This is a genomic window from Pseudomonas sp. GV071, assembly GCF_003050835.1.
Classification (GTDB): domain Bacteria; phylum Pseudomonadota; class Gammaproteobacteria; order Pseudomonadales; family Pseudomonadaceae; genus Aquipseudomonas.
The window spans coordinates 428,298-448,383 of record NZ_QAOJ01000003.1 but is presented as its reverse complement, the minus strand read 5'-3'; the positions used below and the strand labels follow the sequence as shown (position 1 = coordinate 448,383).

19 protein-coding genes are annotated in these 20,086 nt (G+C 62.3%); 5 read left to right on the top strand and 14 right to left on the bottom strand.

Annotated features, from left to right (window positions below; genetic code table 11):
• Positions 1-15 precede the first annotated feature (15 nt).
• Positions 16-888 (top strand): GIDE domain-containing protein, encoded by an 873-nt coding sequence (locus C8K61_RS08605; protein ID WP_108095843.1) that lies wholly within the window; start codon positions 16-18, stop codon positions 886-888.
• Between the two features lie 135 nt (positions 889-1,023).
• On the opposite strand, the gene C8K61_RS08600 is transcribed toward C8K61_RS08605, so the two are convergent.
• From C8K61_RS08600 to C8K61_RS08585, 4 genes are all read right to left on the bottom strand, one after another.
• The gene (locus tag C8K61_RS08600; protein ID WP_108095810.1) at positions 1,024-3,081 is read right to left on the bottom strand and encodes a bifunctional diguanylate cyclase/phosphodiesterase; all 2,058 of its coding nucleotides are present in this window, start codon (positions 3,079-3,081) and stop codon (positions 1,024-1,026) included.
• A 320-nt stretch (positions 3,082-3,401) separates the two neighbouring features.
• Positions 3,402-3,983, bottom strand: coding sequence for a superoxide dismutase (locus C8K61_RS08595; RefSeq protein WP_108095809.1), 582 nt, complete (start codon positions 3,981-3,983; stop codon positions 3,402-3,404).
• Between the two features lie 211 nt (positions 3,984-4,194).
• A complete protein-coding gene (locus tag C8K61_RS08590; protein ID WP_108095808.1) occupies positions 4,195-4,797 on the bottom strand; it encodes a LysE/ArgO family amino acid transporter in 603 nt (200 codons plus the stop codon).
• A gap of 5 nt (positions 4,798-4,802) precedes the next feature.
• On the bottom strand, positions 4,803-5,204 hold the full coding sequence (locus C8K61_RS08585; RefSeq protein WP_108095807.1) for an ACT domain-containing protein: 402 nt from the start codon (positions 5,202-5,204) through the stop codon (positions 4,803-4,805).
• 92 nt (positions 5,205-5,296) lie between these two features.
• Between C8K61_RS08585 and C8K61_RS08580 the strand changes: the two genes are divergently transcribed.
• Entirely contained in the window at positions 5,297-6,193 is an 897-nt protein-coding gene (locus tag C8K61_RS08580) for a LysR family transcriptional regulator ArgP (RefSeq protein ID WP_178086435.1), read from the top strand.
• Positions 6,194-6,317: 124 nt separating this feature from the next.
• Positions 6,318-7,310: an NAD(P)-dependent oxidoreductase gene (locus C8K61_RS08575; RefSeq protein ID WP_108095806.1), complete on the top strand. Its 993-nt coding sequence runs from the start codon at positions 6,318-6,320 to the stop codon at positions 7,308-7,310.
• Here C8K61_RS08575 and C8K61_RS08570 read toward each other — a convergent pair.
• Positions 7,307-7,579 carry a hypothetical protein gene (locus C8K61_RS08570; RefSeq protein ID WP_108095805.1) on the bottom strand — a complete coding sequence of 91 codons (273 nt, stop codon included), beginning with the start codon at positions 7,577-7,579 and terminating at the stop codon, positions 7,307-7,309. The genes C8K61_RS08575 and C8K61_RS08570 overlap by 4 nt on opposite strands.
• A 345-nt stretch (positions 7,580-7,924) precedes the next feature.
• Here C8K61_RS08570 and C8K61_RS08565 point away from each other — a divergent pair, with 345 nt between their 5' ends.
• On the top strand, positions 7,925-8,755 hold the full coding sequence (locus C8K61_RS08565) for an ATPase (protein ID WP_108095804.1): 831 nt from the start codon (positions 7,925-7,927) through the stop codon (positions 8,753-8,755).
• Between the two features lie 73 nt (positions 8,756-8,828).
• On the opposite strand, the gene C8K61_RS08560 is transcribed toward C8K61_RS08565, so the two are convergent.
• The 7 genes from C8K61_RS08560 to leuA all read right to left on the bottom strand — a co-directional run bounded on the left by C8K61_RS08560 (position 8,829) and on the right by leuA (position 17,487).
• On the bottom strand, positions 8,829-9,251 hold the full coding sequence (locus C8K61_RS08560) for a type IV pilin protein (RefSeq protein WP_108095803.1): 423 nt from the start codon (positions 9,249-9,251) through the stop codon (positions 8,829-8,831).
• 2 nt (positions 9,252-9,253) lie between these two features.
• The gene (locus C8K61_RS08555; protein WP_108095802.1) at positions 9,254-13,210 is read right to left on the bottom strand and encodes a pilus assembly protein; all 3,957 of its coding nucleotides are present in this window, start codon (positions 13,208-13,210) and stop codon (positions 9,254-9,256) included.
• A complete protein-coding gene (locus C8K61_RS08550; RefSeq protein ID WP_108095801.1) occupies positions 13,207-13,776 on the bottom strand; it encodes a PilX N-terminal domain-containing pilus assembly protein in 570 nt (189 codons plus the stop codon). The genes C8K61_RS08555 and C8K61_RS08550 overlap by 4 nt, the downstream gene beginning before the upstream one ends.
• Positions 13,773-14,495 (bottom strand): PilW family protein, encoded by a 723-nt coding sequence (locus C8K61_RS08545; protein WP_108095800.1) that lies wholly within the window; start codon positions 14,493-14,495, stop codon positions 13,773-13,775. Before C8K61_RS08545 ends, C8K61_RS08550 begins: the two co-directional genes overlap by 4 nt.
• The gene (gene pilV, locus C8K61_RS08540; protein WP_108095841.1) at positions 14,492-15,001 is read right to left on the bottom strand and encodes a type IV pilus modification protein PilV; all 510 of its coding nucleotides are present in this window, start codon (positions 14,999-15,001) and stop codon (positions 14,492-14,494) included. The genes C8K61_RS08545 and pilV overlap by 4 nt, the downstream gene beginning before the upstream one ends.
• Positions 15,002-15,035: 34 nt before the next feature.
• Positions 15,036-15,566, bottom strand: coding sequence for a GspH/FimT family pseudopilin (locus tag C8K61_RS08535; RefSeq protein WP_108095799.1), 531 nt, complete (start codon positions 15,564-15,566; stop codon positions 15,036-15,038).
• A gap of 244 nt (positions 15,567-15,810) precedes the next feature.
• Positions 15,811-17,487 (bottom strand): 2-isopropylmalate synthase, encoded by a 1,677-nt coding sequence (gene leuA / locus C8K61_RS08530; RefSeq protein ID WP_108095798.1) that lies wholly within the window; start codon positions 17,485-17,487, stop codon positions 15,811-15,813.
• 45 nt (positions 17,488-17,532) lie between these two features.
• Here leuA and C8K61_RS26950 point away from each other — a divergent pair, with 45 nt between their 5' ends.
• The gene (locus C8K61_RS26950) at positions 17,533-17,820 is read left to right on the top strand and encodes a hypothetical protein (protein WP_156684116.1); all 288 of its coding nucleotides are present in this window, start codon (positions 17,533-17,535) and stop codon (positions 17,818-17,820) included.
• 39 nt (positions 17,821-17,859) lie between these two features.
• On the opposite strand, the gene C8K61_RS08525 is transcribed toward C8K61_RS26950, so the two are convergent.
• A complete protein-coding gene (locus C8K61_RS08525; protein WP_108095840.1) occupies positions 17,860-19,119 on the bottom strand; it encodes a mechanosensitive ion channel family protein in 1,260 nt (419 codons plus the stop codon).
• Positions 19,120-19,248: 129 nt separating this feature from the next.
• Positions 19,249-20,079 carry a peptidoglycan DD-metalloendopeptidase family protein gene (locus tag C8K61_RS08520; protein WP_108095797.1) on the bottom strand — a complete coding sequence of 277 codons (831 nt, stop codon included), beginning with the start codon at positions 20,077-20,079 and terminating at the stop codon, positions 19,249-19,251.
• Positions 20,080-20,086 lie beyond the last annotated feature (7 nt).

Sequence of the window (20,086 nt, the reverse complement as noted above, 5' to 3'; positions counted from 1 at the left end):
CAGTTCATTTTCCTCATGTGTTTTGCCGTCGTCGGTTGTGGCGGCGGCGCCTGGTGGTGCATCAACCGCATCAGCGCGGCGCGCCATATGCTCGACACGCCGACCTCGAAGATCCGTTCGGCCGCGCAAGGCTATGTCGAGTTCTACGGCGTGCTGCACGAGGTGCCCACCGTGCCGCAACAGCTTGCACCGCTCACCGGCACGCCGTGCCTGTGGTGGCGGATCAAGGTTGAGGAGTCCCGCGACAATGGCAAAAGCCGCTCCTGGAGCGTGGTCGACAGCCGCACCAGCGAAGGCTGGCTGCAGATGGCCGACGCTACCGGCGAATGCCTGATCGACCCCAGCGGCGCCCAGGTTCGCCCGACAACGCGCAAGGTCTGGTACGGCAACAGCCGCTACCCGATGGGGCCGGCCAAGTCGGGGTTGTTTGCCTTCTTTAGCCACAACGATTCCTACCGCTACACCGAAGAGCGTCTGCACGTGGGCCAGCCGTTGTACGCCATCGGCGACTTCAAAACCTCCGGCGGTGGCCGTCAGGGCCTGGACCTGAACGCCGCGCAGAGTGAAGTGATCCGCGAGTGGAAGGGCGACTTCAATGGCCTGCTGCAGCGCTTTGACAGCAACAGCGATGGCCAGCTGGATGACACCGAGTGGAACCGCGTGCGTTTGGCCGCGCAGTTGGAAGCCGAAGACCGACACCGGCAAACCAGCGCACGCCCGGCGGTGAACTTCATGGGCCGGCCAGAGACGTCGCAACCGTTCATTCTGTCCAACGCCGGGGAAGATGAGTTGGCCCGCGCCTTTTACTGGCAGGCCGCTTTTGGTGCGCTGGCGTGTTTGCTCGGGGCGTTGGCCATTAACTGGTTGCTACAGAACTACCACGGTTAACGCTATCGGCGCCCGGTAGGAGCGGCTGGGCGCGCGATGCTTTTCAAGGTCAAGAGCATCGCGGCTGAAGCCGCTCCTACGAGGGGGCAAAATAAAAAACGCCCGCGATTGCGGGCGTTTTTTATGGGGCTGGGTTTACAGGGTGATGCTGGCGTTGCTGATTCGGCGCGACTGCTTGAGGAACAAGGTCAGCTCCCGCGCCGGCAGTGGTTTGCTGTACAGGTAGCCCTGACCCTCATGGCAGCCCTGGGCAATGATGTACGCCTCTTGCTCCAGCGTTTCCACGCCTTCGGCAATCACCTGCATGCCCAGGCTCTTACCGAGCTGAATGATGGCGCGCACGATGGTGGCGTCGTCCTCGTCGTCGAGCAGGTCTTGCACGAAGCTCTTGTCGATCTTGATCTTGTCCAGCGGCAAGCTCTTCAGGTAGCTCAGTGAGGAGTAGCCGGTACCGAAGTCGTCAATCGCGATCAGCGCGCCGGAGCGGCGCAGGCTGAGCAGGTGCTGGGCGGCGGTGGTGATGTCTTCCATCAGGCCGGTTTCGGTCACTTCCAGTTCCAGGCTGCGCGGCGGCAGGCGGTACACCTGCATCAGGTTGTTCACTACCCGCGGCAACTCGGCGTGGTGCAACTGCACCGTGGACAGGTTGATGGCCATGCGCAGGTCGGTGAAGCCCTGGTCATGCCATTCGCGCAACTGGCGGCAGGTCTGGTCGAGAATCCATTCGCCAATCGGAATGATGCTGCCGTTCTGTTCGGCCAGTGGAATGAAGGTATCCGGCGGCACCAGGCCGTGTTGTGGATGCTGCCAGCGCAACAGCGCTTCGACGCCGACGATGCGGTGGTCGCGGTAGTCCACTTGCGGTTGGTAGACGAGGTGCAGTTGGCCTTGGGTGAGGGCTTCGCGCAGGTCTTTTTCCAGCTCGCGGCGGCGGCGCATTTCGCTGTCGACGCTGGCGATATAGAACTGGTAGCGGTTGCGCGAGCGGCTTTTGGCCAGGGTCATGGTCTGTTCGGCTTTTTGCAGCAGCTTCTCGGTGCTGTCGCCGTCTTCGGGGAACAGGGTGATGCCGATGGTGGCGCGCAGCATCACTTCCTGTTGGTCGAGCAGGAACGGCGCTTCCAGATCATCGAGCACGGCTTGCGCCAGCTCTGCGGCCTCATAGGGTTGTTCGATATCGGCTTGCACCAAGGCGAACTGGTCGCCGCCTAAACGGGCCAGGGCCCCAAGGCGACCGCTGTGGCTGCGCAGGCGATCGGACAAGGCCAGCAGCAACTGGTCACCGGTCTGGTAGCTGAACTGCTCGTTGATGCCTTTGAAGTCATCCAGTCCCACACACAGCACCGCCACCCGACGTTGCAGGCGGCCGGCGTCGCCAAGAATCTGGTCCAGCTGGGTTTGCAGTTGCTGGCGGTTGGGCAGGCCGGTGAGGAAGTCGTATTGGGCCATGCGTAACAGGCTGTCTTCGGCTTCGCGCCTGAGATGGGTGTTGCGTTCAATGGAGGAGAGCAACTGGTTGGCAGTGTTTATCCACAGCCCCAGCTCGTTCTTTTCATTGCCCTTGAGCATCGGCAGCTTGTGCTCGCTGGGGCGGTCGGGATTGATGTTGGTGAGGTGTTCGATGATTTTCGACAGCGGCTTGGTCAGCAGCCAGTGGTAGACCAGGTACAGCACCAGTCCCATGGCCAGGGCGCGCAGCACGCCGGAAACGAAAATGATCACCGAACTGGTGATGAAGTCCTGGCCGTAGCGGGCGGTGTCGAGGGTGATGGCGAGGTCGCCGTAGTATTCGCTGTAGGGGCCGCGGCCAACCAGTTGCGTGGTGAAAGTGGCTTCATCGCCAAGGATCGGGTCGGTCAGCCAGCGGGTGGCACGCACCATCGGTTCGCGGGTTTTCTCCGCCAGCATTGGCTCGTTGGGATGGCCAATGGAGGCAACACGCACGGATTCGTTCTGGAACAGGCCCTCGATAACCTGCATGCCCATTTCCCGATCGAGGCTGTAAACCGCCTGGGTCGAGGGGTCGCGAAACATATCGAGAATGCGGTGGGCGTCATCGGCAATCGCCTGTCGCGTCTTGTAGACGTCGAACATGATCTGCGCGCAGCTCAACAGCACCCCGACCACTAGCGCTGACAACAACACCACGCGGAGCAGTTTCAGCGACAGGCTGTGTTTGAGTTCCAGCTTCAAATGACCATTCCTTAATCGAGACCACAGGCGTCATACCGACGGAGTATTAGCAATCGTGAGGAAGCAGTCAAAGGGCCATCACGGTGGAAAATATCAAAGAGCGGCGGCGGGCGGCCAGCGCTTTTTTAAACCGGGCTCAGGCGCTGAAACTATGTCGGTCGAGGCTCTTCACAACTTTAGACCGCTGAGCATTTTTCTCGCGTTCGGTGGCGCAGATTGCGATAAATGGCCCGTCTGCGTAAACCGCTACTCAAGCAGGCTGTGAAGCGCCCATAAAAAAACCCGGTCGGAACCGGGTTTTTTCAGAGCATGGGCCGAGCTTACGCCGCGAAGTTTTTCGCGACGAAGTCCCAGTTCACCAGGTTCCAGAACGCCTCAACATACTTCGGACGCAGGTTGCGATAGTCGATGTAGTAAGCGTGTTCCCAGACGTCGCAGGTCAGCAGCGGGGTGTCGCCGCTGGTCAGCGGGCAGCCGGCGCCGATGGTGCTGGCCAGGGCCAGGGAGCCGTCAGCCTTCTTCACCAGCCAGCCCCAGCCGGAGCCGAAGGTGCCGATGGAAGTCTTGCTGAATTCTTCTTTGAATTTGTCGAACGAACCGAAGGCGTTGTTGATTGCATCAGCCAGAGCGCCAGTCGGTTGGCCGCCGGCGTTAGGTGCCAGGCAATTCCAGTAGAAGGTGTGGTTCCACACTTGAGCGGCGTTGTTGAAGATGCCGCCCGAAGAGGTCTTGACGATCTCTTCCAGGGTTTTGCCTTCGAACTCGGTGCCAGGCACCAGGTTGTTCAGGTTCACGACGTAGGTGTTGTGGTGTTTGTCGTGGTGGAATTCCAAGGTTTCCTTGGAGATGTGCGGCTGCAGCGCGTCGTGGGCATACGGCAGCGGAGGCAATTCGAAAGCCATGGGTGATTCTCCTAATCAGGGTCAGTTGCGGTATAGGCGCAAGGCCGATCACGGGCGGCCAAACATGCGACGGGGAGTTTGTACTCTTTGCGACGCAGGGGTCGGATGATAGCACCGGGTCTGTGGCATAACCACGCAGCAACTGTGTGGGTTAAGGCCCGGCCAGAGCCCCTGCGGCGGGGTACCAAAGCGCCCGGCACTGAGGGTGGACTCACGCCCCGGTGATTAGTTGCCCTGCAACGACGAACATCATGGCGGCCACCAACACATCCAGCACCCGCCAGGTCGCCGGCCGCGCCAGCCATGGCGCCATCCACGCCGCGCCGAGGGCCAGGGTGAAGAACCACAACAGCGATGCACTTGCCGCTCCCGCCGCATAGGCGCCTGGCGCGGCCTGTTGCGCGCCGAGCGAGCCAATCAGCAGTACGGTGTCGAGGTACACGTGAGGGTTGAGCAAGGTCACCGCCAGGGCCGTCATCAGCACCGCCTTGCGTGAACGCGGCCCGGCATTCGCCGCTTCGCTGAGGGCCTCGGGCTTGAAGGCCCGGCGCAGTGCCCTGACCCCGTACCAGAGTAGAAAGGCTGCGCCGCCCCAACGTGCCACCGCCAGCAATACCGGGCTTTGCGCCAGCAAGGTGGCCAGGCCGAATACACCGGCAACCACCAACACCGCATCGCATAACACGCACAGCGCGGCCACCGGCAGGTGGTGTTCACGGCGCAGGCTTTGCGCCAAAACGAAGGCATTCTGCGCGCCGAGGGCGACGATCAGCCCGGCGGCCACCAACAAGCCATTCACGTAGCTCTGCCACATAGGAGTCACTCCGCCTGCTCGGCCAGTTGCTGCAACGCGGCCATGGCTCGTTCGGCATCGGCACTGGCGACAAACAGATGGTCATGGTGATACCCGGCAATCACGTTGCAGCTGATGCCGGCCTTGCCCAACGCTGTGGCGAAGGCTGCAGTGAGGCCGACGGCGGCCAAGTCCGACTGCACGGTAAGGGTGATCCAGGCGGCGACATAGTCGTACAGCAGCCCCAGGGCATCGGCCTGCTCGCGGGCGAGGATCACGGTCAGGCCTTCGGGTTCCTGGAAGCTGCCCAGCACCGGCGTGCCCAGCAGCAAGGCCTGATCGGCGACGCAGCAAAATACGTACTCGCCTGGGTTGAGGTGGGGGCGCATGTTGCGCAGCAACAGCGCGAGGTTGGTTTCGCCAGCCATGTGCATAGATCCTGAGGGGTGATTCGTGTGGCGAGTCTGCTGGCTGAGGCTGTATAAGGAAAACGAATCCTGCTGATCTCACATTAGGAGAATTGATGGTGTTCGATTACAAACTGCTTTCCGCCCTGGCCGCCGTGGTCGAACAGGCCGGCTTCGAGCGCGCCGCGCAGGTGCTGGGGCTGTCGCAGTCGGCGGTATCGCAGCGGATCAAGCTGCTGGAGGCGCGGGTCGGCCAGCCGGTGCTGGTGCGCGGTGGCAAACCGGCCCCGACCGAAATCGGCCGGCGCCTGCTCAACCATGTGCAGCAGGTGCGGCTGCTGGAACGTGACCTCTCCGGCCAGGTGCCGGCTCTGGATGAAGGCGCCGCGCCGGAGCGCCTGCGCATCGCCCTCAACGCTGACAGCCTGGCGACCTGGTGGGCGCAGGCGGTGACCGCGTTCTGTGCCGAGCACCGGGTGCTGCTGGAACTGGTGGTGGAAGACCAGGAAGTCGGCCTCAAACGCATGCGCGGTGGCGATGTGGCCGCCTGCGTGTGCGCCACCGACAAACCGGTGGCCGGCGCCCGCAGCCTGGCCCTCGGCGCCATGCGCTATCGCGCCCTGGCCAGCCCCGACTTTATCGCCCGGCATTTCAGTGCTGGGGTGACGGCCCAGAGCTTGGCGCGGGCGCCGGCCATCGTCTTCGGCCCGGATGATTTTCTCCAGCACCGCTACCTCGCCAGCCTGGGCGTGGAGGGGGCGTTTGCTTACCACCTGTGTCCGTCGTCTGAAGGGTTTATTCGCCTGACTGAAGCCGGTATGGGCTGGGGCTTGGTGCCGGAGTTGCAAGTGCGCGAGTCGCTGGCCAGTGGCGCGTTATGCGAGTTGCAACCGGGGCAACCGATCGATGTGCCGCTGTATTGGCACCACTGGCGTAATGGTGGGGAGTTGCTCGGTGAATTGACCCGGCATTTGCAACGGGCCACGGCCGAGGTGTTGGTGCAATCGTAGGGCGGATATTCGCCCTACGTGGGCAGCGCGTTGTCCAAGTCAGAACCTTGGCTCACCACGCCACACTACAAGCGCGCCGCGCCTTGCTACAGTCACGGCCATTACAAAAACACGGCGGTGGGCGATGAAGATTCTGGTAACCGGGGCGAGTGGCTTTATTGGCGGGCGCTTTGCAAGATTTGCGCTGGAGCAGGGCTTGGCGGTGCGCATCAATGGCCGCCGGCCGGAAGCCGTGGAGCATTTGATCAAGCGCGGTGCCGAGTTCGTCCAGGGCGACCTCAGTGACCCCAGCCTGGTACGCAGCCTCTGTCACGACGTGGAAATGGTGGTGCATTGCGCCGGTGCGGTGGGCACCTGGGGCAAACGTGAGCACTTCTACAACGGCAACGTGGTGCTGACCCAGAACGTCATCGAGGCCTGCCTGGGGCAGAAGGTGCGGCGCCTGGTGCACCTGTCTTCGCCCTCGGTGTATTTCGATGGCAAGGCCCATGTCGGCCTGCGCGAAGAGCAGGTGCCGAAGACGTTCGTCGACCACTACGGCGAAACCAAATACATCGCCGAGCAGGAGGTCATGGCCGCGCAGGAATTTGGCCTGGAAGTGATCGCCCTGCGCCCGCGTTTTGTCACCGGTGCCGGCGACACCAGTATCTTCCCGCGGCTGATCGAGATGCAGCGCAAAGGGCGTCTGGCGATCATTGGCAATGGCCTGAATCGCGTCGACTTCACCAGCATGCACAACCTCAACGAGGCGCTGTTCGCCAGCCTGCTGGCGGCCGGGCCGGCGCTGGGCAAGGTCTACAACATCAGCAACGGCGCGCCGGTGCCGCTGTGGGATGTGGTCAATTACGTGCTGCGCCAGCTCGACCTGCCGCCAGTGACCAAGCACGTACCGGTCGGCCTGGCGTACACCGCCGCCACCCTCAACGAAACGATCTGCAAGCTGTTGCCGGGCCGCCCTGAGCCGAGCCTGTTTCGTCTGGGCGTGGCGGTGATGTCCAAGGATTTCTCCCTGGACATCAGCCGTGCCCAGCGCGAACTCGACTACGCGCCGCAGACCAGCATCTGGACGGCGCTCGATGAGTTCTGCACCTGGTGGAAGGTGGTGGGCAAGGCTTAACCGCGCAGCGGACCGGCGTAGCGCGTGTACTTGGCGATAAGCTCGGCTTCGCTGAGCACCGGAGCGGGTGGTGGGGCTAAACGGATGTGGGTCAGGTCGCTGAGCTTCAGGCCCATTTGCCGGGTGTCGTCCACATCGGACGCCGCGCAGGCGATCAGCATCTGCATCACGGAGTCGGGTTGGCTAAGACGGATATCTACCTGTTGTTCCTGGCGCAGACGGCGACGCAGGGTTTGCATGCAATCGAGTACAGACTTGGTCAGTTCCATTCGATTTCTCCCCGTGAACTCAAGCTGAAGCGGGCCTGAGTACGAAAACAATTGCGCAGGTCGGGCGCAGTTTTCCGGTGTGAGCAACCTGGCTCTATGGCCATCGCGCTCGCCGGCTTGGGCCGGTCTAGACGCTTTGTTACTCCCCGTTACGCTTAAAGCAAATGCTGTACCAGTTCACAAAACCCGGAACTGAGCGGCCTGTGGGCGGTCGATGGCTGTCTCGGCTGCTTTACACGCGCAACGGCGGTGCGTTATGCACCATTGGGTGCCGCCGCTGCGCTCGGTATACTGCGGCGCTGTTGCTGTAGCTACCCCTTCACTGCGTGCCCTATAGGTTGAACCATGCGTAACGACGCTCTCGATGAACTGGACAACGTCCCCAGCCTGACCACGGACGCACGCGACCACGAATTTCCGGCTGACCACCACCACGACCATGGCCGCCATGCGCCGGCCTATGCCGCTGCTCCGACCAAGAGCAAAGGCCCGAGCACCGCGCCGCTGTGGACCTTGGTTGCCGCGCTGATGATCGCCTTTGGTGTGCTGGGCTGGTGGAGCCATCAGCAGATCGAGCTGATGAGCCAGCAACTGGTCGCCACCCAGGAAAGCTTTGCGCGCATCAGCGAAGATGCCGCCGGGCGCATTCAGGATATTTCCGGCAAGGTGGTGGCCACCGAGTCCAACGTCACCAGCGGCAGCGAAGCGCTGCGTCTGCAGGTGAAGGGGCTGGAAAGCAAAGTCGCCGACCTGAGCAAACAACTGCAAACCCTGAGCAGCAAACAGGCTGACCAGGGCAAGCGTGATGAGCAACTGGCCGCCGACCTGAAAACCCAGCAAGACGCCACCGGGCAGTTTGACGGCAAGCTGAAAACCTTGGCCTCTGACCAGGCCGCCCTCAAAGCGGCCCAAGGCGATACCAGCAAGATCGATGCGCAGCTGAAAAGCCTCGGCGCGGATATCGACGCACTGAAGAAACAAGGCAACCCCAACGTTGCCATCGGCCGCCTGGAACAGGACCTGCTGGTGCTCAAAAGCGAACAGGAAAACCGCCCGGCCGCTGCCAGCACCAACACCAGCGAGTTCGACGCCTTCCGCGCGCAGATGACCCGCAACATCAGCACCCTGCAAAGCCAGGTGCAGAACCTGCAGCAACAGCTCAACGCCCGGCAATAAACCTGTCGCAAGAAACAAAAAGCCCCGCAATCGCGGGGCTTTTTTTGGTGTCGCAGGTCTATGTGGGACCGCGTTATTTCCAGCAGGTGCTGCTATCGCTGGCCGTACCCGTCACGCTGCGTTCGCCCAATGCATTCAACTTCATCACCGCGCACTCAGTGTCATTCGCCTGGCTGCTTTGCGGGGTGGCGCTGAGCAGGTAACCGCCCTGGGTGTCGTCGCTGGTGCTGATGCTCAACTGGTAATAGCCGTTGTCACTCAAGCCGGTGCTGCTGCGCAACCCCAGGTTGGCGACGGTGCTGGTGAACGCATTGTTCTGCGCGTAATAGCGCTCCTCACGCGCCGCCGCTTCGCTGAGCAGAGCCTGCGCTTCACTGCGATGCGCGCGGGTGATGTAGCGGGTGTAGCTGGGGATGGCGATGGCGGCGAGAATCGACAGAATCACCACCGTCACCATCAGCTCGACCAGGGTGAAGCCTCGTTGCGATTGCTGCATATTCATTCCTGCAGGCGCACTTCGCGCCAGCTTTGACGTTGATTGGTTTGCCCGCTGACGCCGACGCCGCCACTGCCGCTGTCGCTGTTGTGCAGGCTGATCTGGCCGTCGAGGGACAGCACGCTGGCGCCACCGATCAGTGAGTTGAGCTGGATGCGCGAGTAGTTGGTGGTCTGCCCCAGCTCCAGGGTGGTCTCGGTGGAGGCGCCGCCGGTGTACGGGTCGATCAGTGTCAGGTAGGTGGAGGCACCGCTCTGGCACGGGTCGTCGTTGGGTGCCAGGGAGGTGATCAGCACGCTGTTGCTCACGGTCAGCGGTTTCACCACCACCATCTCGCCGGTCAGCGGCAAGTCCAGGTACCAGCCATAGGTCTTGATGCTGCCGTCGTTGTTGAACCAGCTCACCGCGTTGCTGCTCAGGGTGTTGGCGGTGGTGGTGACACTTCCGCCGCTGGTAGAGGTGTAGGTGATGCTGGTGCTGCTGCCGAAGGTTTGCGCCTGCAGCTTGCTGCTGGTGATGGTTGGCGTGTTGGTGACGTATTCGCCGGCGGTCTGGGTGTCCCAGATGCCGTACACGCTCATGGCTTTGGTGGTGTCGGCCGCGGCGTCGGCGGCCTCCATGTATTTGCCGGTGCCGAAAATCACCAAGTGACCGGTGCCGGAGGGGTGGGCAATCACATAGGGGCTGGCGGTGATCGGCTGCGTCTGGTTGCTGGCGCTGCTGGTGTAGGTGGCGGCGCTGGCGGTGAACAGTGGCGTGCCGTTGAAGGCCACGCGGAAACCGCTGCTGATGGCGACGTCGGTGAGGTTGCCGCCGCTGCCGATCAGGTCGAAGCGCCAGAGGTTGCCGTGCAGGTCACCGGCGTACACGTAGTCGGCGATCAGGTCGCCGTCGATGTCGGCGACATAGGGCGAGGACAGACCGTTGGCCCCGGTGGCGCTGTCGGTGGCGGTGAGGGCTTTTATCAGTGCGCCGTCTTTGACGTTGATTACGTACAGCACGGCCTTGTCGTTGGCACTGTTGGCGCCGTTGGCGGCAATCACCGCCCAGTCGCCGCTGTGCAGACGGGCGATCACCGGCTTGGCATAGGTGTAGCCGAGCTCGGCATAGGCGCTGTCGCTGAAGCTTTTTTCCCACAGCAGTTTGACGTTGGCAGGGTCAGTTATGTCCAGGGCAAACAAGGCCCGACCACCGCCACGCAGGGTGCCGACCAAGACCGTGTGCCAGGCATTGCTGAAGTACACATCGGCCACCGTCGGTGTGCCGTCGACGTAGTACTGGTGGGCACCGCTGGTGTAGTCGGGGTCCATCAGCTTGTACAGGTTGCTGATCACGCTGCTGGGGATAAAGGCGAAGGTCTCTTTGCCGGTGTCGTCGAAGGCATGCAGCATGCCGTCGTTGGCGCCGACGTACACCCGCGTGGCACGGCTGGCCCAGGTGGTTTTGAAGTCGGTGTACGAGGTGTCGCCGACCAGGGCATTCATCTTCGCCACCGGGCTGCTTGGGGTGGTCACCAGCACCGGGGTGGAGTCGACGATGTCGCCAAGGATATGGCCACGGCTGCGTAGCAGGGTGCCTTCGTTGCTGCGGTCGCCACGCAGCCAGCTCAGGCGTTTTGTGCCGTTGCTGTCGACGGTGCTGTCCAGCGCCTTGTTCAGGGTGGTTTGCTGCGCGGTGCTCAGGTTGGCCCAGGCGAAACTCTGCAGGCCGCTGCTGGCGGTGCCGCCGGCGATGTAGATCGGCCGGTTGGCGTAGGCGGTGTTGCCGCTGGGGTAGGCCGCATCCAGGATAGTCTGCGCATTCCAGGCTTCGGTGGTGGCGCTGGTGGTGCGCTCGTATTTGATCAGGGTGCCGCTCCAGTCTTCGCTGGAGAAACTCGGGATGTAGCTGTTGGCGGAGCTGTAGTCGCTGTCGGTCAGCGGCGAGCTGATCGCCTGGCTGGCACTGGCAGTGCTGGTTTCGTTGATCCGCGTAACGATGCTTTGCAGGGCAGTGAGCAGGCTGTCCGGACTGTCGGCGCTGAAGAATTCGCCGCGCGAGTTGATCGCCGCATGCCACATGTCATAGACGTTGTTGGCGCTGCCCGACGAAGCCGCCGGCCAGCTCTTGGTGCCGGCGACCAGGGCGCTGTAATCGCCGGAATAGGTGTCGCCGCCCCAGGCCGGGTTGGTCAGGGTGTTGGTCAGGCCCAGGCCGACGAAGTAGCTGACCATGTGCTGCCAGGTGGCGGGGTCATTCTTCGGATTCCAGTACTGGCCGCTGCCACTTTCCTTGGTGTAAGTCGGCACTTCGTTGGCCACCGTGGTCTGTGCATCGGTGGCCCAGTATTTGAAGGCGAGGTCGGCGAGGGTATTGCTGGTGCTGTCTTTGAAGGGCGCAACCGGGCTGTAACGGTTGCCGTCGGGCAGGGTACGGCTGCTGTTGTCGTACTCGCCATGGCTACCGGCTGTGTTCCAGATGCCGTCGGTGAGGGTGATGCTATAGCTGGCGCGGCAGGCGTACACCGGGCTTTCGGTGGTGCCAATGACCTTCGCGTAAGGCCCGTATTTGCCGGTGGCGGTGAGCAGACTGCCGACCCGGTCGATGGCGCCGAGCAGCGGCGTGCTCTGGTTGAAATAGATGTCCCCCAGCCAGGTGAAAAACTGGGCCCGGTGGCTGCCGGAGAAGTCGCCCAGGCGGTTGTCGTAGGTGCTGGTACTGCTGCTGTCCAGGCCCCGGCAGTTGTAGCTGCTCAGGTACGAGCTGCTGGTGATGCAGGTGTCGCTGGTACCTAGTGCTTGCCAGCTCAAGCGGGTATCGGAAGACAGCTCGGAGAACGCCAGGTTGGCCGCCGACTGGGTGGCCAGTTCGCGGTTACGGTAGAAGCTGTACCAGTTGGCGAAGTTTTGCCGCTCGTCCGTACTGCCAGTGCCCGAAGTGGCGCTGACGGTCACCAGCTTGTAGCAGTTGTCGTCTTGAAGGCTCGCGGTACAGCCCGACAGCGCGCTGTTATACACGTAGTAGTAGGCCGGCACGGCGAGCTTGGTGCGGTCCACGGTGGTTACCGTGGTGACGGCACTGGTGCCGGTGGTCTTGGTCGCAGACACCGTGTAGGTGCTGGTGCTGCCGCTGGTTTTCAGGGTGCAGGTGCCAGCCGAGTAATTGACGGTGGTGGTGGTCACGACCTTGGTGGTAGCACTGGTGGTGCTATCGGTGCTGGTGTCGGTGGTCGACGCCGTGCTGGGGTTGGTGAAGGTGACGCTGCAGGTGCTGCCTGACTTGGTCACCTTGTAGGAGCCGCCGCTGCTGATGCTCTGGGAGCTGGTGGACGTGGTGCTGGTGCTGTAACTGGTGGCTGCGCTACTTGAGGACGTGCTGGTGGTCGTGGTCGAGCCGAAATCGGCCGACGGGTTGGCCGCCAGGTAGTAGACCTTGTCCGGGCTCGAGTAGCTGGCGTAGTTGCTGTACGACCAGTAGGTCGAGTTGCTGCTGGAAGCCGCCGTGGTGCCACGACTGGTGTCGTAGTCCCAACTGACCATGTAACCGCTGGACAGGTTGAGGCTACCGCGCGCGCTCTTGAAACCGTTGACGTAGGCCGCCGTGAAACTGGTGGTCAGCGGCGTGGTGGTGGTCGTGCCGTTGCTGTAGGTAACGCTGTAGGGCGCGGTGTAGGTGACCGCCGGGTTGTAGTACAGCGGGTTGAATGCCGCGGATTTGGCTCGGCGGCTGGTGCGCACCTGCTCGGCGGTGTAGCCGTTGTACGTTGAACCGGTGGTGGGGTTCATGCCGTCCGGCGCGAACGCCCACTTCATGCTCCCCGAGTTATCGATGGTGACCATGATGTTCGGCGCCACCCCTTCGGTGAGGAACAGTGGCACCTGGCTGAGGTTCAGCGCGGTGGCCGCCGCCGGGCTGACATGCAGCGCAGCCAGGAACAACAGAGGCGAAAGCAGGGACAGCGAAGGGCGGCGATAAGTCATTGCACGGTAATCCTGTAGACGCTCTGGCGGACAACGGGAAAGCGTTTTCCGTCGGCCCGAGCGGCCGCGCTGACGCGGTAGAAGTAGGTGCCTTTACCCTGTTGCAGGGTTTCCAGGTCAGTGGTCGAGGTGCCGATGTAGGCAGCATTCCAACGCGGCGTGCTGTTGAAACTGGAGGCGCCGTCGGAGCCCAGGTAGTCGGTGGCATAGGTGGCGGCAGTCCACCAGTCGGTGCCAGCGACAGTGCTGGTGGCGAAGCGGTCGGTGGACAGCACGCACAGGTTGCCGACGCTGCCAGCGAGGGCGCCGATGCTGGCGCTGCAGTCCGCCGCACCCTGGCTGCTGACCCCGGTATTGGCCAGCGCCTGCAGGCGCCGTTCGCCTTCACGCAAGGCCGACTCGGCGGCATTGGCGGCATGCTGGCGTTCGGCGACGCTGCCGCTCATGCGGTTCTGCAACGTGCTGTCGCGCAGGCTGGAAGTGGCCAGCAAAGTGATCAACAGCAGCATCACCAGGGCGACCAGCAGGGCGGCGCCCTGTTGCTTGGAGGGGAGGTGGGTGCTCATGGCATCAGGTTCCTCAGGGCCACGCTGCCCTGGCTGATCTGGTACAGGTACTGGTCGCTGCTGCGGGTCTTGCCGCTCAGGCTTTGCCACTGATCGAGCACGCTGGTGGCAACCCCATCGCGCAGGGTCTTGCTGCTGGTGAGCAGCGCGGCATAACGCAGGCCCTGGGCCGAGCCACTGCTGCTGGGCAGCTTGAACAGCACGAAGTCGGCCAGGCCGTCGACCAGGGTGGTGCTCACCCCGCCGACCGAGCAGGTCAGGCTGCCGGCACCGGCGGTGGTGCTGCTGACAAAACTGATGCGGCTAAGCACCGCCACCCCGGCAGCGATCTTGTTGCCCAGGCAATTGAGGTCGGCGCCATCGGCCGAGCCCTGGTAGCGGAAACACACGCCAGCGTTGTCACTGCTCAACAGCAACGTCTGGCCGGCGCTGAACGCCGGGCAACCGTTGCTGCTGGCCAGGGCCGGGAAGGCGCTGGAGAGGCTGGTGGTCAGCAGCGGTTCAGCCCGGTAGCCGGTACGCGCCAGTTGCTGTTCGAGCAGCAGCTGAATCATCCGCCCCAGATTCTGGTTGCTGCTCTGGCCTTGCTGGAACTGGTAGGTGCGCTGGTTATCGATGTACACCTGGGTGGCGCCAAGGATCATGAACGTGCTGATCAGCATGGCGACCATCAGCTCGATCAACGACAGGCCGCGCTGACGGATAAGACTCTGGTTCATAGTTCGGCTCGCAGGCGGTAGTAGCAGATGCCATCGGTGCAGTCGCCGCTCTTGTCTTGCCAGGCCATCTGGATCATCACCACCGAACTGGAACCGCTGGCGCAGCTGTTTTCCTGCTTGCTCGGGCAGATGGTGAAGTTGCCTTTGAGCAGGCCGCTGGTGACTGGCAGCAGGCTTTGCACTTCCTGCAGCCAGCAGCCCAGGTCCTGGCTGGCGATGGCGCTGCCGCCGGCACTGCGATCGAGACCGGCGCAGTTGGCCACGCTGGTGCTGGCGAACTCGCTGCCGGCGGCCTTGTAGTAACCGGAGGTGTTGCTGAACAGGTTGGCGGCGTTGAGCGTGGCGTCGGGGTTGCTGCGCATCATCTCCACCAGGTCCTGGGCCAGCATCACCGCGGTGCTGCGTTGGTTGGCGCTTTGCGAAAGCTGCAAGCCGTGGGTCTGCAGCGAGACCATGCCGAGCACGCCGATGCACAGCACCAGCAGGCCGATCAGCACTTCGATCATGCTGAAACCGGCCACGGCCGCAGGGCGGGGAAATTTACTGGCTGAGGGCGGGGCGGGAGATCTGGCCACTGGCAAGTACCTTGATTGTGCGGGTGGTCACCGAGCTGTCGTCGGCATAGCCCACGGTGATGGTCGGCGGACTGCTGAGCGCGCCGTTGCTGCAGGTGCTGGCGGCGACGAAGCCGGGGCAGAAGGTCAGGGTGGTCAGCGAGCTGCTGGCGCTGGCTTTGCCGAACAGGCCCTTGGCGTAGTGACGCAAGGTTTCACTGCCGGCTTTCACCGTGATCTCGCCGGCCCAGGCGTCACTGGCGGTCACGCTGACGGTGACACCACGGCCACGGCTAAGTGCTTCGCTGCGGGCGTACTGCAGCACCGAATACAGTTCGTTGGCGGCGGTCAGCGCCTGGTTGTTGTGGGTCAGGCGGCTGAAGCTGGGGATGGCGATGGCGGCAAAAATCGCCAGCAATACCACCACAATCAGCATCTCGATCAGGGTGAACGCGCCTTGCGCCTTGGGGTGTCTGCGGTAAATCGCGGCAACAGTGAAATCAGCCGATACAGACATAGGCTTCACGCAAGTAGGAAATGGAGGCGCGAGTGTGCCGAGCGTTTGTATTGCCAGAATGTCTGCGGGTATCGGTTTGGTTGGTGTTTTGTACGCTGATCGATACAAAGGCCTGGGCTGGCGCGATCAACAAACATCGAGGCTGAAGCCTCGAGTTTTTGCTTTTCTACGCGCGGCTAGCAAACTGCGCAGACAAAAAAAGGGCGCTCGTTACCGGGCGCCCTTTTTGCTTACCGCTTGGAAATCACGCCGCCTGGCTGTTTTCCTCGGCCTGTTTCAGCGCGCGGTTGAGGGCGCTGAACAGGGCACGGAAGCTGGCGGTGGTGATGTTTTCGTCGATGCCGACGCCGAACACCGGACGGCCACCGTCCAGGCGCACTTCGATATAGGCAGCGGCCTTGGCATTGGCACCTGCACCGATGGCGTGTTCGTGGTAATCGATGATCTCCAGGTTGCGCGGCAGCGAGGCGACCAGGGCTTCCAGTGGGCCTTTGCCAGTGCCGTGTTTGCGGCGCAGTTCACCGCTGACGGTGACGTCGATATCGACGTTGCAGATGCCGTTCTCTTCCTGCAGGCGATGGCTCTTCAGCACATACGGGCTGTCGGCTTGCAGGTACTCGTTCTGCAGCAGGGCGTAGATTTGCTCGGCGGTCATTTCCAGGCCGAGGCGATCGGTTTCTTTCTGCACCACTTGGCTGAATTCGATCTGCATGCGGCGCGGCAGGCTAATGCCATATTCCTGTTCGAGCAGGAAGGTGATGCCGCCTTTGCCCGACTGGCTGTTGACGCGAATCACCGCCTCGTAGCTGCGGCCGATGTCGGCCGGGTCGATCGGCAGGTACGGCACTTCCCACACACCATCGGCTTTCTGCTGGGTGAAACCTTTGCGGATCGCATCTTGGTGCGAGCCGGAGAACGCGGTGTGGACCAGGTCGCCGACATAGGGGTGACGCGGGTGCACCGGCAGCTGGTTGCAGTCTTCCACCACCTTGCGCACGGTGTCGATGTCGGAGAAATCCAGCTGTGGGTCGATGCCCTGGGTGTAGAGGTTCAGCGCCACGGTCACCAGACAGACGTTGCCGGTGCGCTCGCCGTTGCCGAACAGGCAACCTTCCACGCGGTCGGCGCCGGCCATCAGGCCCAACTCGGTGGCGGCCACGCCGGTGCCACGGTCGTTGTGGGTGTGCAGGCTGATCAGCACGCTGTCACGGCGATCAACATGACGGCAGAACCATTCGATCTGGTCGGCGTAGTTGTTCGGCGTGGCGTTTTCGATGGTCGCCGGCAGGTTGAGAATCAGCGGCTTGGCCGGGGTGGGTTGGAACACGGCGATTACCGCGTTGCACACCTCGACGGAAAAATCGATTTCGGTGGAGCTGAAAACTTCCGGCGAGTACTCGAAACCCCACTGGGTTTCCGGCGCGGCGTCGGCCAGGCGCTTGATGATCTGCCCGGCGTGCACGGCGATTTCTTTCACGCCGTTCTTGTCCTGGTTGAAGACGATGCGGCGGAAGCTCGGCGCGCAGGCGTTGTAGTAGTGAACGATGGCTTTCTTGGCGCCCTTGAGCGACTCGAAGGTGCGCTCGATCAGGTCTTCACGGGCCTGGGTCAGTACCTGAATGGTGACGTCATCGGGAATGTGGCCGCCTTCGATCAGCTCACGCACGAAGTCGAAGTCAGTTTGCGAGGCGGACGGAAAGCCCACTTCGATTTCCTTCAAGCCCACGGCCAGCAGGGTCTTGAAGAAACGCATTTTCTTGTCGGCATCCATCGGCTCGATCAGCGACTGGTTGCCATCACGCAGGTCGGTGCTCAGCCAGATCGGCGCCTTGTCGATCACCTTGCTCGGCCAGGTGCGGTCGGGAATGTTGATCGGGGTGAAGGCGCGGTATTTGTTCGACGGATCTTTGAGCATGCTCATGGCGAAGTCCTTTAAGTAGCGTGGCCAGATGAGGGTGGCCGACCGGTGAAACTGCTTTTGATAAAGAGTAGTGCGGGGCGAGGTGAGCAGTCAGCTTTGCAGTCGCGGACTGACCAGGCACAGGCAGGCGTGTTGGCGCAGCAGAATGAGGGTATGGGGCGTTTTCATGCGTTAACCCTATTTGCTTGGGTTGAATATGGCAAGCTTGGACGAAAAATTGGTGGTTCGTGGCGATACTTGGGTTTTTGCGAGATTTATTCTCTCGGCAGCACAGTGGTGTTCACAATTATTGCGCAGTCATTGTGGGAGGGGCTTAAGCCGCGACGCCTTTGATCTGTTAAAAACATCGCGGCTAAAGCTCCTCCCACAGGGTTACTCGTTTGTTTCGGGTAGCCCGCTTCTGCTCAATGCGGCACGCATATCCGCCCCGCTTGGATGCTGGAACACGCGCAAACCGAACTCCGGAAGAATCGCCAGCATATGGTCGAAGATGTCCGACTGGATCGCTTCGTAGGGCACCCAGGCGGTGGTGTTGGTGAAGCAATACAGCTCCAGCGGCAGGCCGTCGGCCAATGGGCTGAGCTGGCGCACCAGCAAGGTCATGTCCTGACGGATGCCGTTGTGCTGGCGCAGGTAGTTCTCCACATAGGCGCGGAAGGTGCCGATGTTGGTGACCCGGCGGGTGTTCACCGCCACCCGCAGCGGTTCTTCCAGCTGACTGTTCCAGCTCATCAGCTCGCTTTCCTTGCTCTTCAGGTACGGCGCCAGCAGCTTGAACTGGCGCAGGTGCTCGATTTCCTCGGGGCTCAGAAAGTGCACGCTGTTCTGGTCCAGGTGCAGGCTGCGCTTGATCCGTCGGCCGCCGGCTTCCTGCATGCCGCGCCAGTTCTTGAATGAGTCGGTGATAAAGCGCTTGGTGGGAATGGTGGTGATGGTTTTGTCCCAGTTCTGCACTTTTACCGTGTGCAGGGCGATATCGATCACGTCGCCATCGGCATTCAATTGCGGCATCTCGATCCAGTCGCCGACGCGGATGATGTCGTTGGAGGAGATCTGCACGCTGGCCACCAGCGACAGCAAGGTGTCCTGGAAAATCAGCAGCAGCACAGCGGCCATGGCGCCGAGACCGGAGAGCAGAATCAGCGGCGAGCGGTCCACCAGGGTAGCGATCATCAGCACCGTGGCGACGGCGTAGATGACGATTTTCACCACTTGGAAGTAGCCCTTGATCGGTCGCAAGTGGGCGTCGGGGCGGCGTTCGTACAAGGAATTGGCGAGCGTCAGCATGCCGGCGACGGCCAGGGCAATGGTCAGCACGATAAAGGCGCCGCAGACATTGCGGGTCACCGTGATCAGGGCGTGCGGCAGGTCGGGAATCAGCTCCACGCCGTTGGCCAGAATCAGCGCCGGCACCACGTTGGCCAGGCGGGAAATGATGTGCGAGCGCGCCAGCGCCTTGTCCTGGCCCAGGTGCGAGGCGCGCAGCAGGCGGTAGAAGCCGCGCACCAGCACCCGCTTGATCAGCCAGTTGGCCAGAAACGCTGCGCACAGCAGCATGATCAGGGCGGTCAGGCTGTACAGGTAGGGAAAACGTTCCAGCCACTGCACGGCGGCGTCGTAGTGCTGTTCCATGGTCATCATCGTCCTGTGCCAGCGGGTTGTTGGGCTTCGCCGCTGGCTCAACCCGACCTACAGGCGAGTGGCGTAGGTTGGGTTGAGCAAAGCGAAGCCCAACGATTCATGAATGGTGGGTTCACGGTGTTACGGCTCAAAGGCACCGATAAAAATTGCCGGGTCCACGCGCACGTCATTCAAGCTGATATTCCAGTGCATGTGCGGCCCGGTGGCTCGGCCGGTGGAACCGACCTTGCCGACTACGCCGCCACGGGCCAACTGCTGACCGAGCTTCACGTCGATTTTCGACATGTGGCAGAACATGCTGATAAAACCCTGGCCGTGATCGACGAACACCGTATTGCCATTGAAGAAGTAGTTGCCGATCAGAATTACCTTACCCGCCGCCGGCGTCTTGATCGGTGTGCCGGCAGCCACGGCAAAATCCAGCCCTGCGTGCGGATTGCGTTCCTCGCCATTGAAAAAACGCCGTACACCGAAGCGGCTCGACAGCGGGCCGTTGACCGGCTTGTCCAGCAGCAGGTTGCTTGGCGTGCCGGGGCTGAAGCGCTGGTAGGCGCGGGTTTGCTCGGCCAGTTCTTTCTCGATGCGTTTGAGATCGGCCGGGTTCGGGTTGACCTGGCGCTGGTTCTTCAAGGTAATGCGCTGCTCGGCGTAATGCTTGCTGCCCACGGTGAAACTGAGGGTGCGGTTGCCGCTGGCATCCTTGGCGACGAGGCTCTGGCTGCCAGCCTTGCTGCTCAGCGGCACCCCGACAATCGCCAGCCAGCGTTGTCCCTGTTCATGCACCACCAGCACTGGTTTGCCTTGGTAGCTGGCCGTCGGTGTACCGTTGCCGGCGCCGAGGTCGACCACCGCCACGCCGCCGGGCACCGGTTTGTTCAGCAGTCGGCTGATGTAGCTGTCGGCGTGGGCGGGCAGGGCGAGGCAGAGCAAACAGAACAGCAAAACGCGCATGGGCAAG

Coding starts and splice junctions, on each gene's coding strand:
- C8K61_RS08605 (WP_108095843.1), top strand. CDS start 16: ATGTGTTTTGCCGTCGTCGGTTGTGGCGGCGGCGCCTGGTGGTGCATC.
- C8K61_RS08595 (WP_108095809.1), bottom strand. CDS start 3,983: ATGGCTTTCGAATTGCCTCCGCTGCCGTATGCCCACGACGCGCTGCAG.
- C8K61_RS08590 (WP_108095808.1), bottom strand. CDS start 4,797: ATGTGGCAGAGCTACGTGAATGGCTTGTTGGTGGCCGCCGGGCTGATC.
- C8K61_RS08585 (WP_108095807.1), bottom strand. CDS start 5,204: ATGGCTGGCGAAACCAACCTCGCGCTGTTGCTGCGCAACATGCGCCCC.
- C8K61_RS08575 (WP_108095806.1), top strand. CDS start 6,318: ATGAAGATTCTGGTAACCGGGGCGAGTGGCTTTATTGGCGGGCGCTTT.
- C8K61_RS08570 (WP_108095805.1), bottom strand. CDS start 7,579: ATGGAACTGACCAAGTCTGTACTCGATTGCATGCAAACCCTGCGTCGC.
- C8K61_RS08565 (WP_108095804.1), top strand. CDS start 7,925: ATGCGTAACGACGCTCTCGATGAACTGGACAACGTCCCCAGCCTGACC.
- C8K61_RS08560 (WP_108095803.1), bottom strand. CDS start 9,251: ATGCAGCAATCGCAACGAGGCTTCACCCTGGTCGAGCTGATGGTGACG.
- C8K61_RS08555 (WP_108095802.1), bottom strand. CDS start 13,210: ATGACTTATCGCCGCCCTTCGCTGTCCCTGCTTTCGCCTCTGTTGTTC.
- C8K61_RS08550 (WP_108095801.1), bottom strand. CDS start 13,776: ATGAGCACCCACCTCCCCTCCAAGCAACAGGGCGCCGCCCTGCTGGTC.
- C8K61_RS08545 (WP_108095800.1), bottom strand. CDS start 14,495: ATGAACCAGAGTCTTATCCGTCAGCGCGGCCTGTCGTTGATCGAGCTG.
- pilV (WP_108095841.1), bottom strand. CDS start 15,001: ATGATCGAAGTGCTGATCGGCCTGCTGGTGCTGTGCATCGGCGTGCTC.
- C8K61_RS08535 (WP_108095799.1), bottom strand. CDS start 15,566: ATGTCTGTATCGGCTGATTTCACTGTTGCCGCGATTTACCGCAGACAC.
- leuA (WP_108095798.1), bottom strand. CDS start 17,487: ATGAGCATGCTCAAAGATCCGTCGAACAAATACCGCGCCTTCACCCCG.
- C8K61_RS08525 (WP_108095840.1), bottom strand. CDS start 19,119: ATGGAACAGCACTACGACGCCGCCGTGCAGTGGCTGGAACGTTTTCCC.
- C8K61_RS08520 (WP_108095797.1), bottom strand. CDS start 20,079: ATGCGCGTTTTGCTGTTCTGTTTGCTCTGCCTCGCCCTGCCCGCCCAC.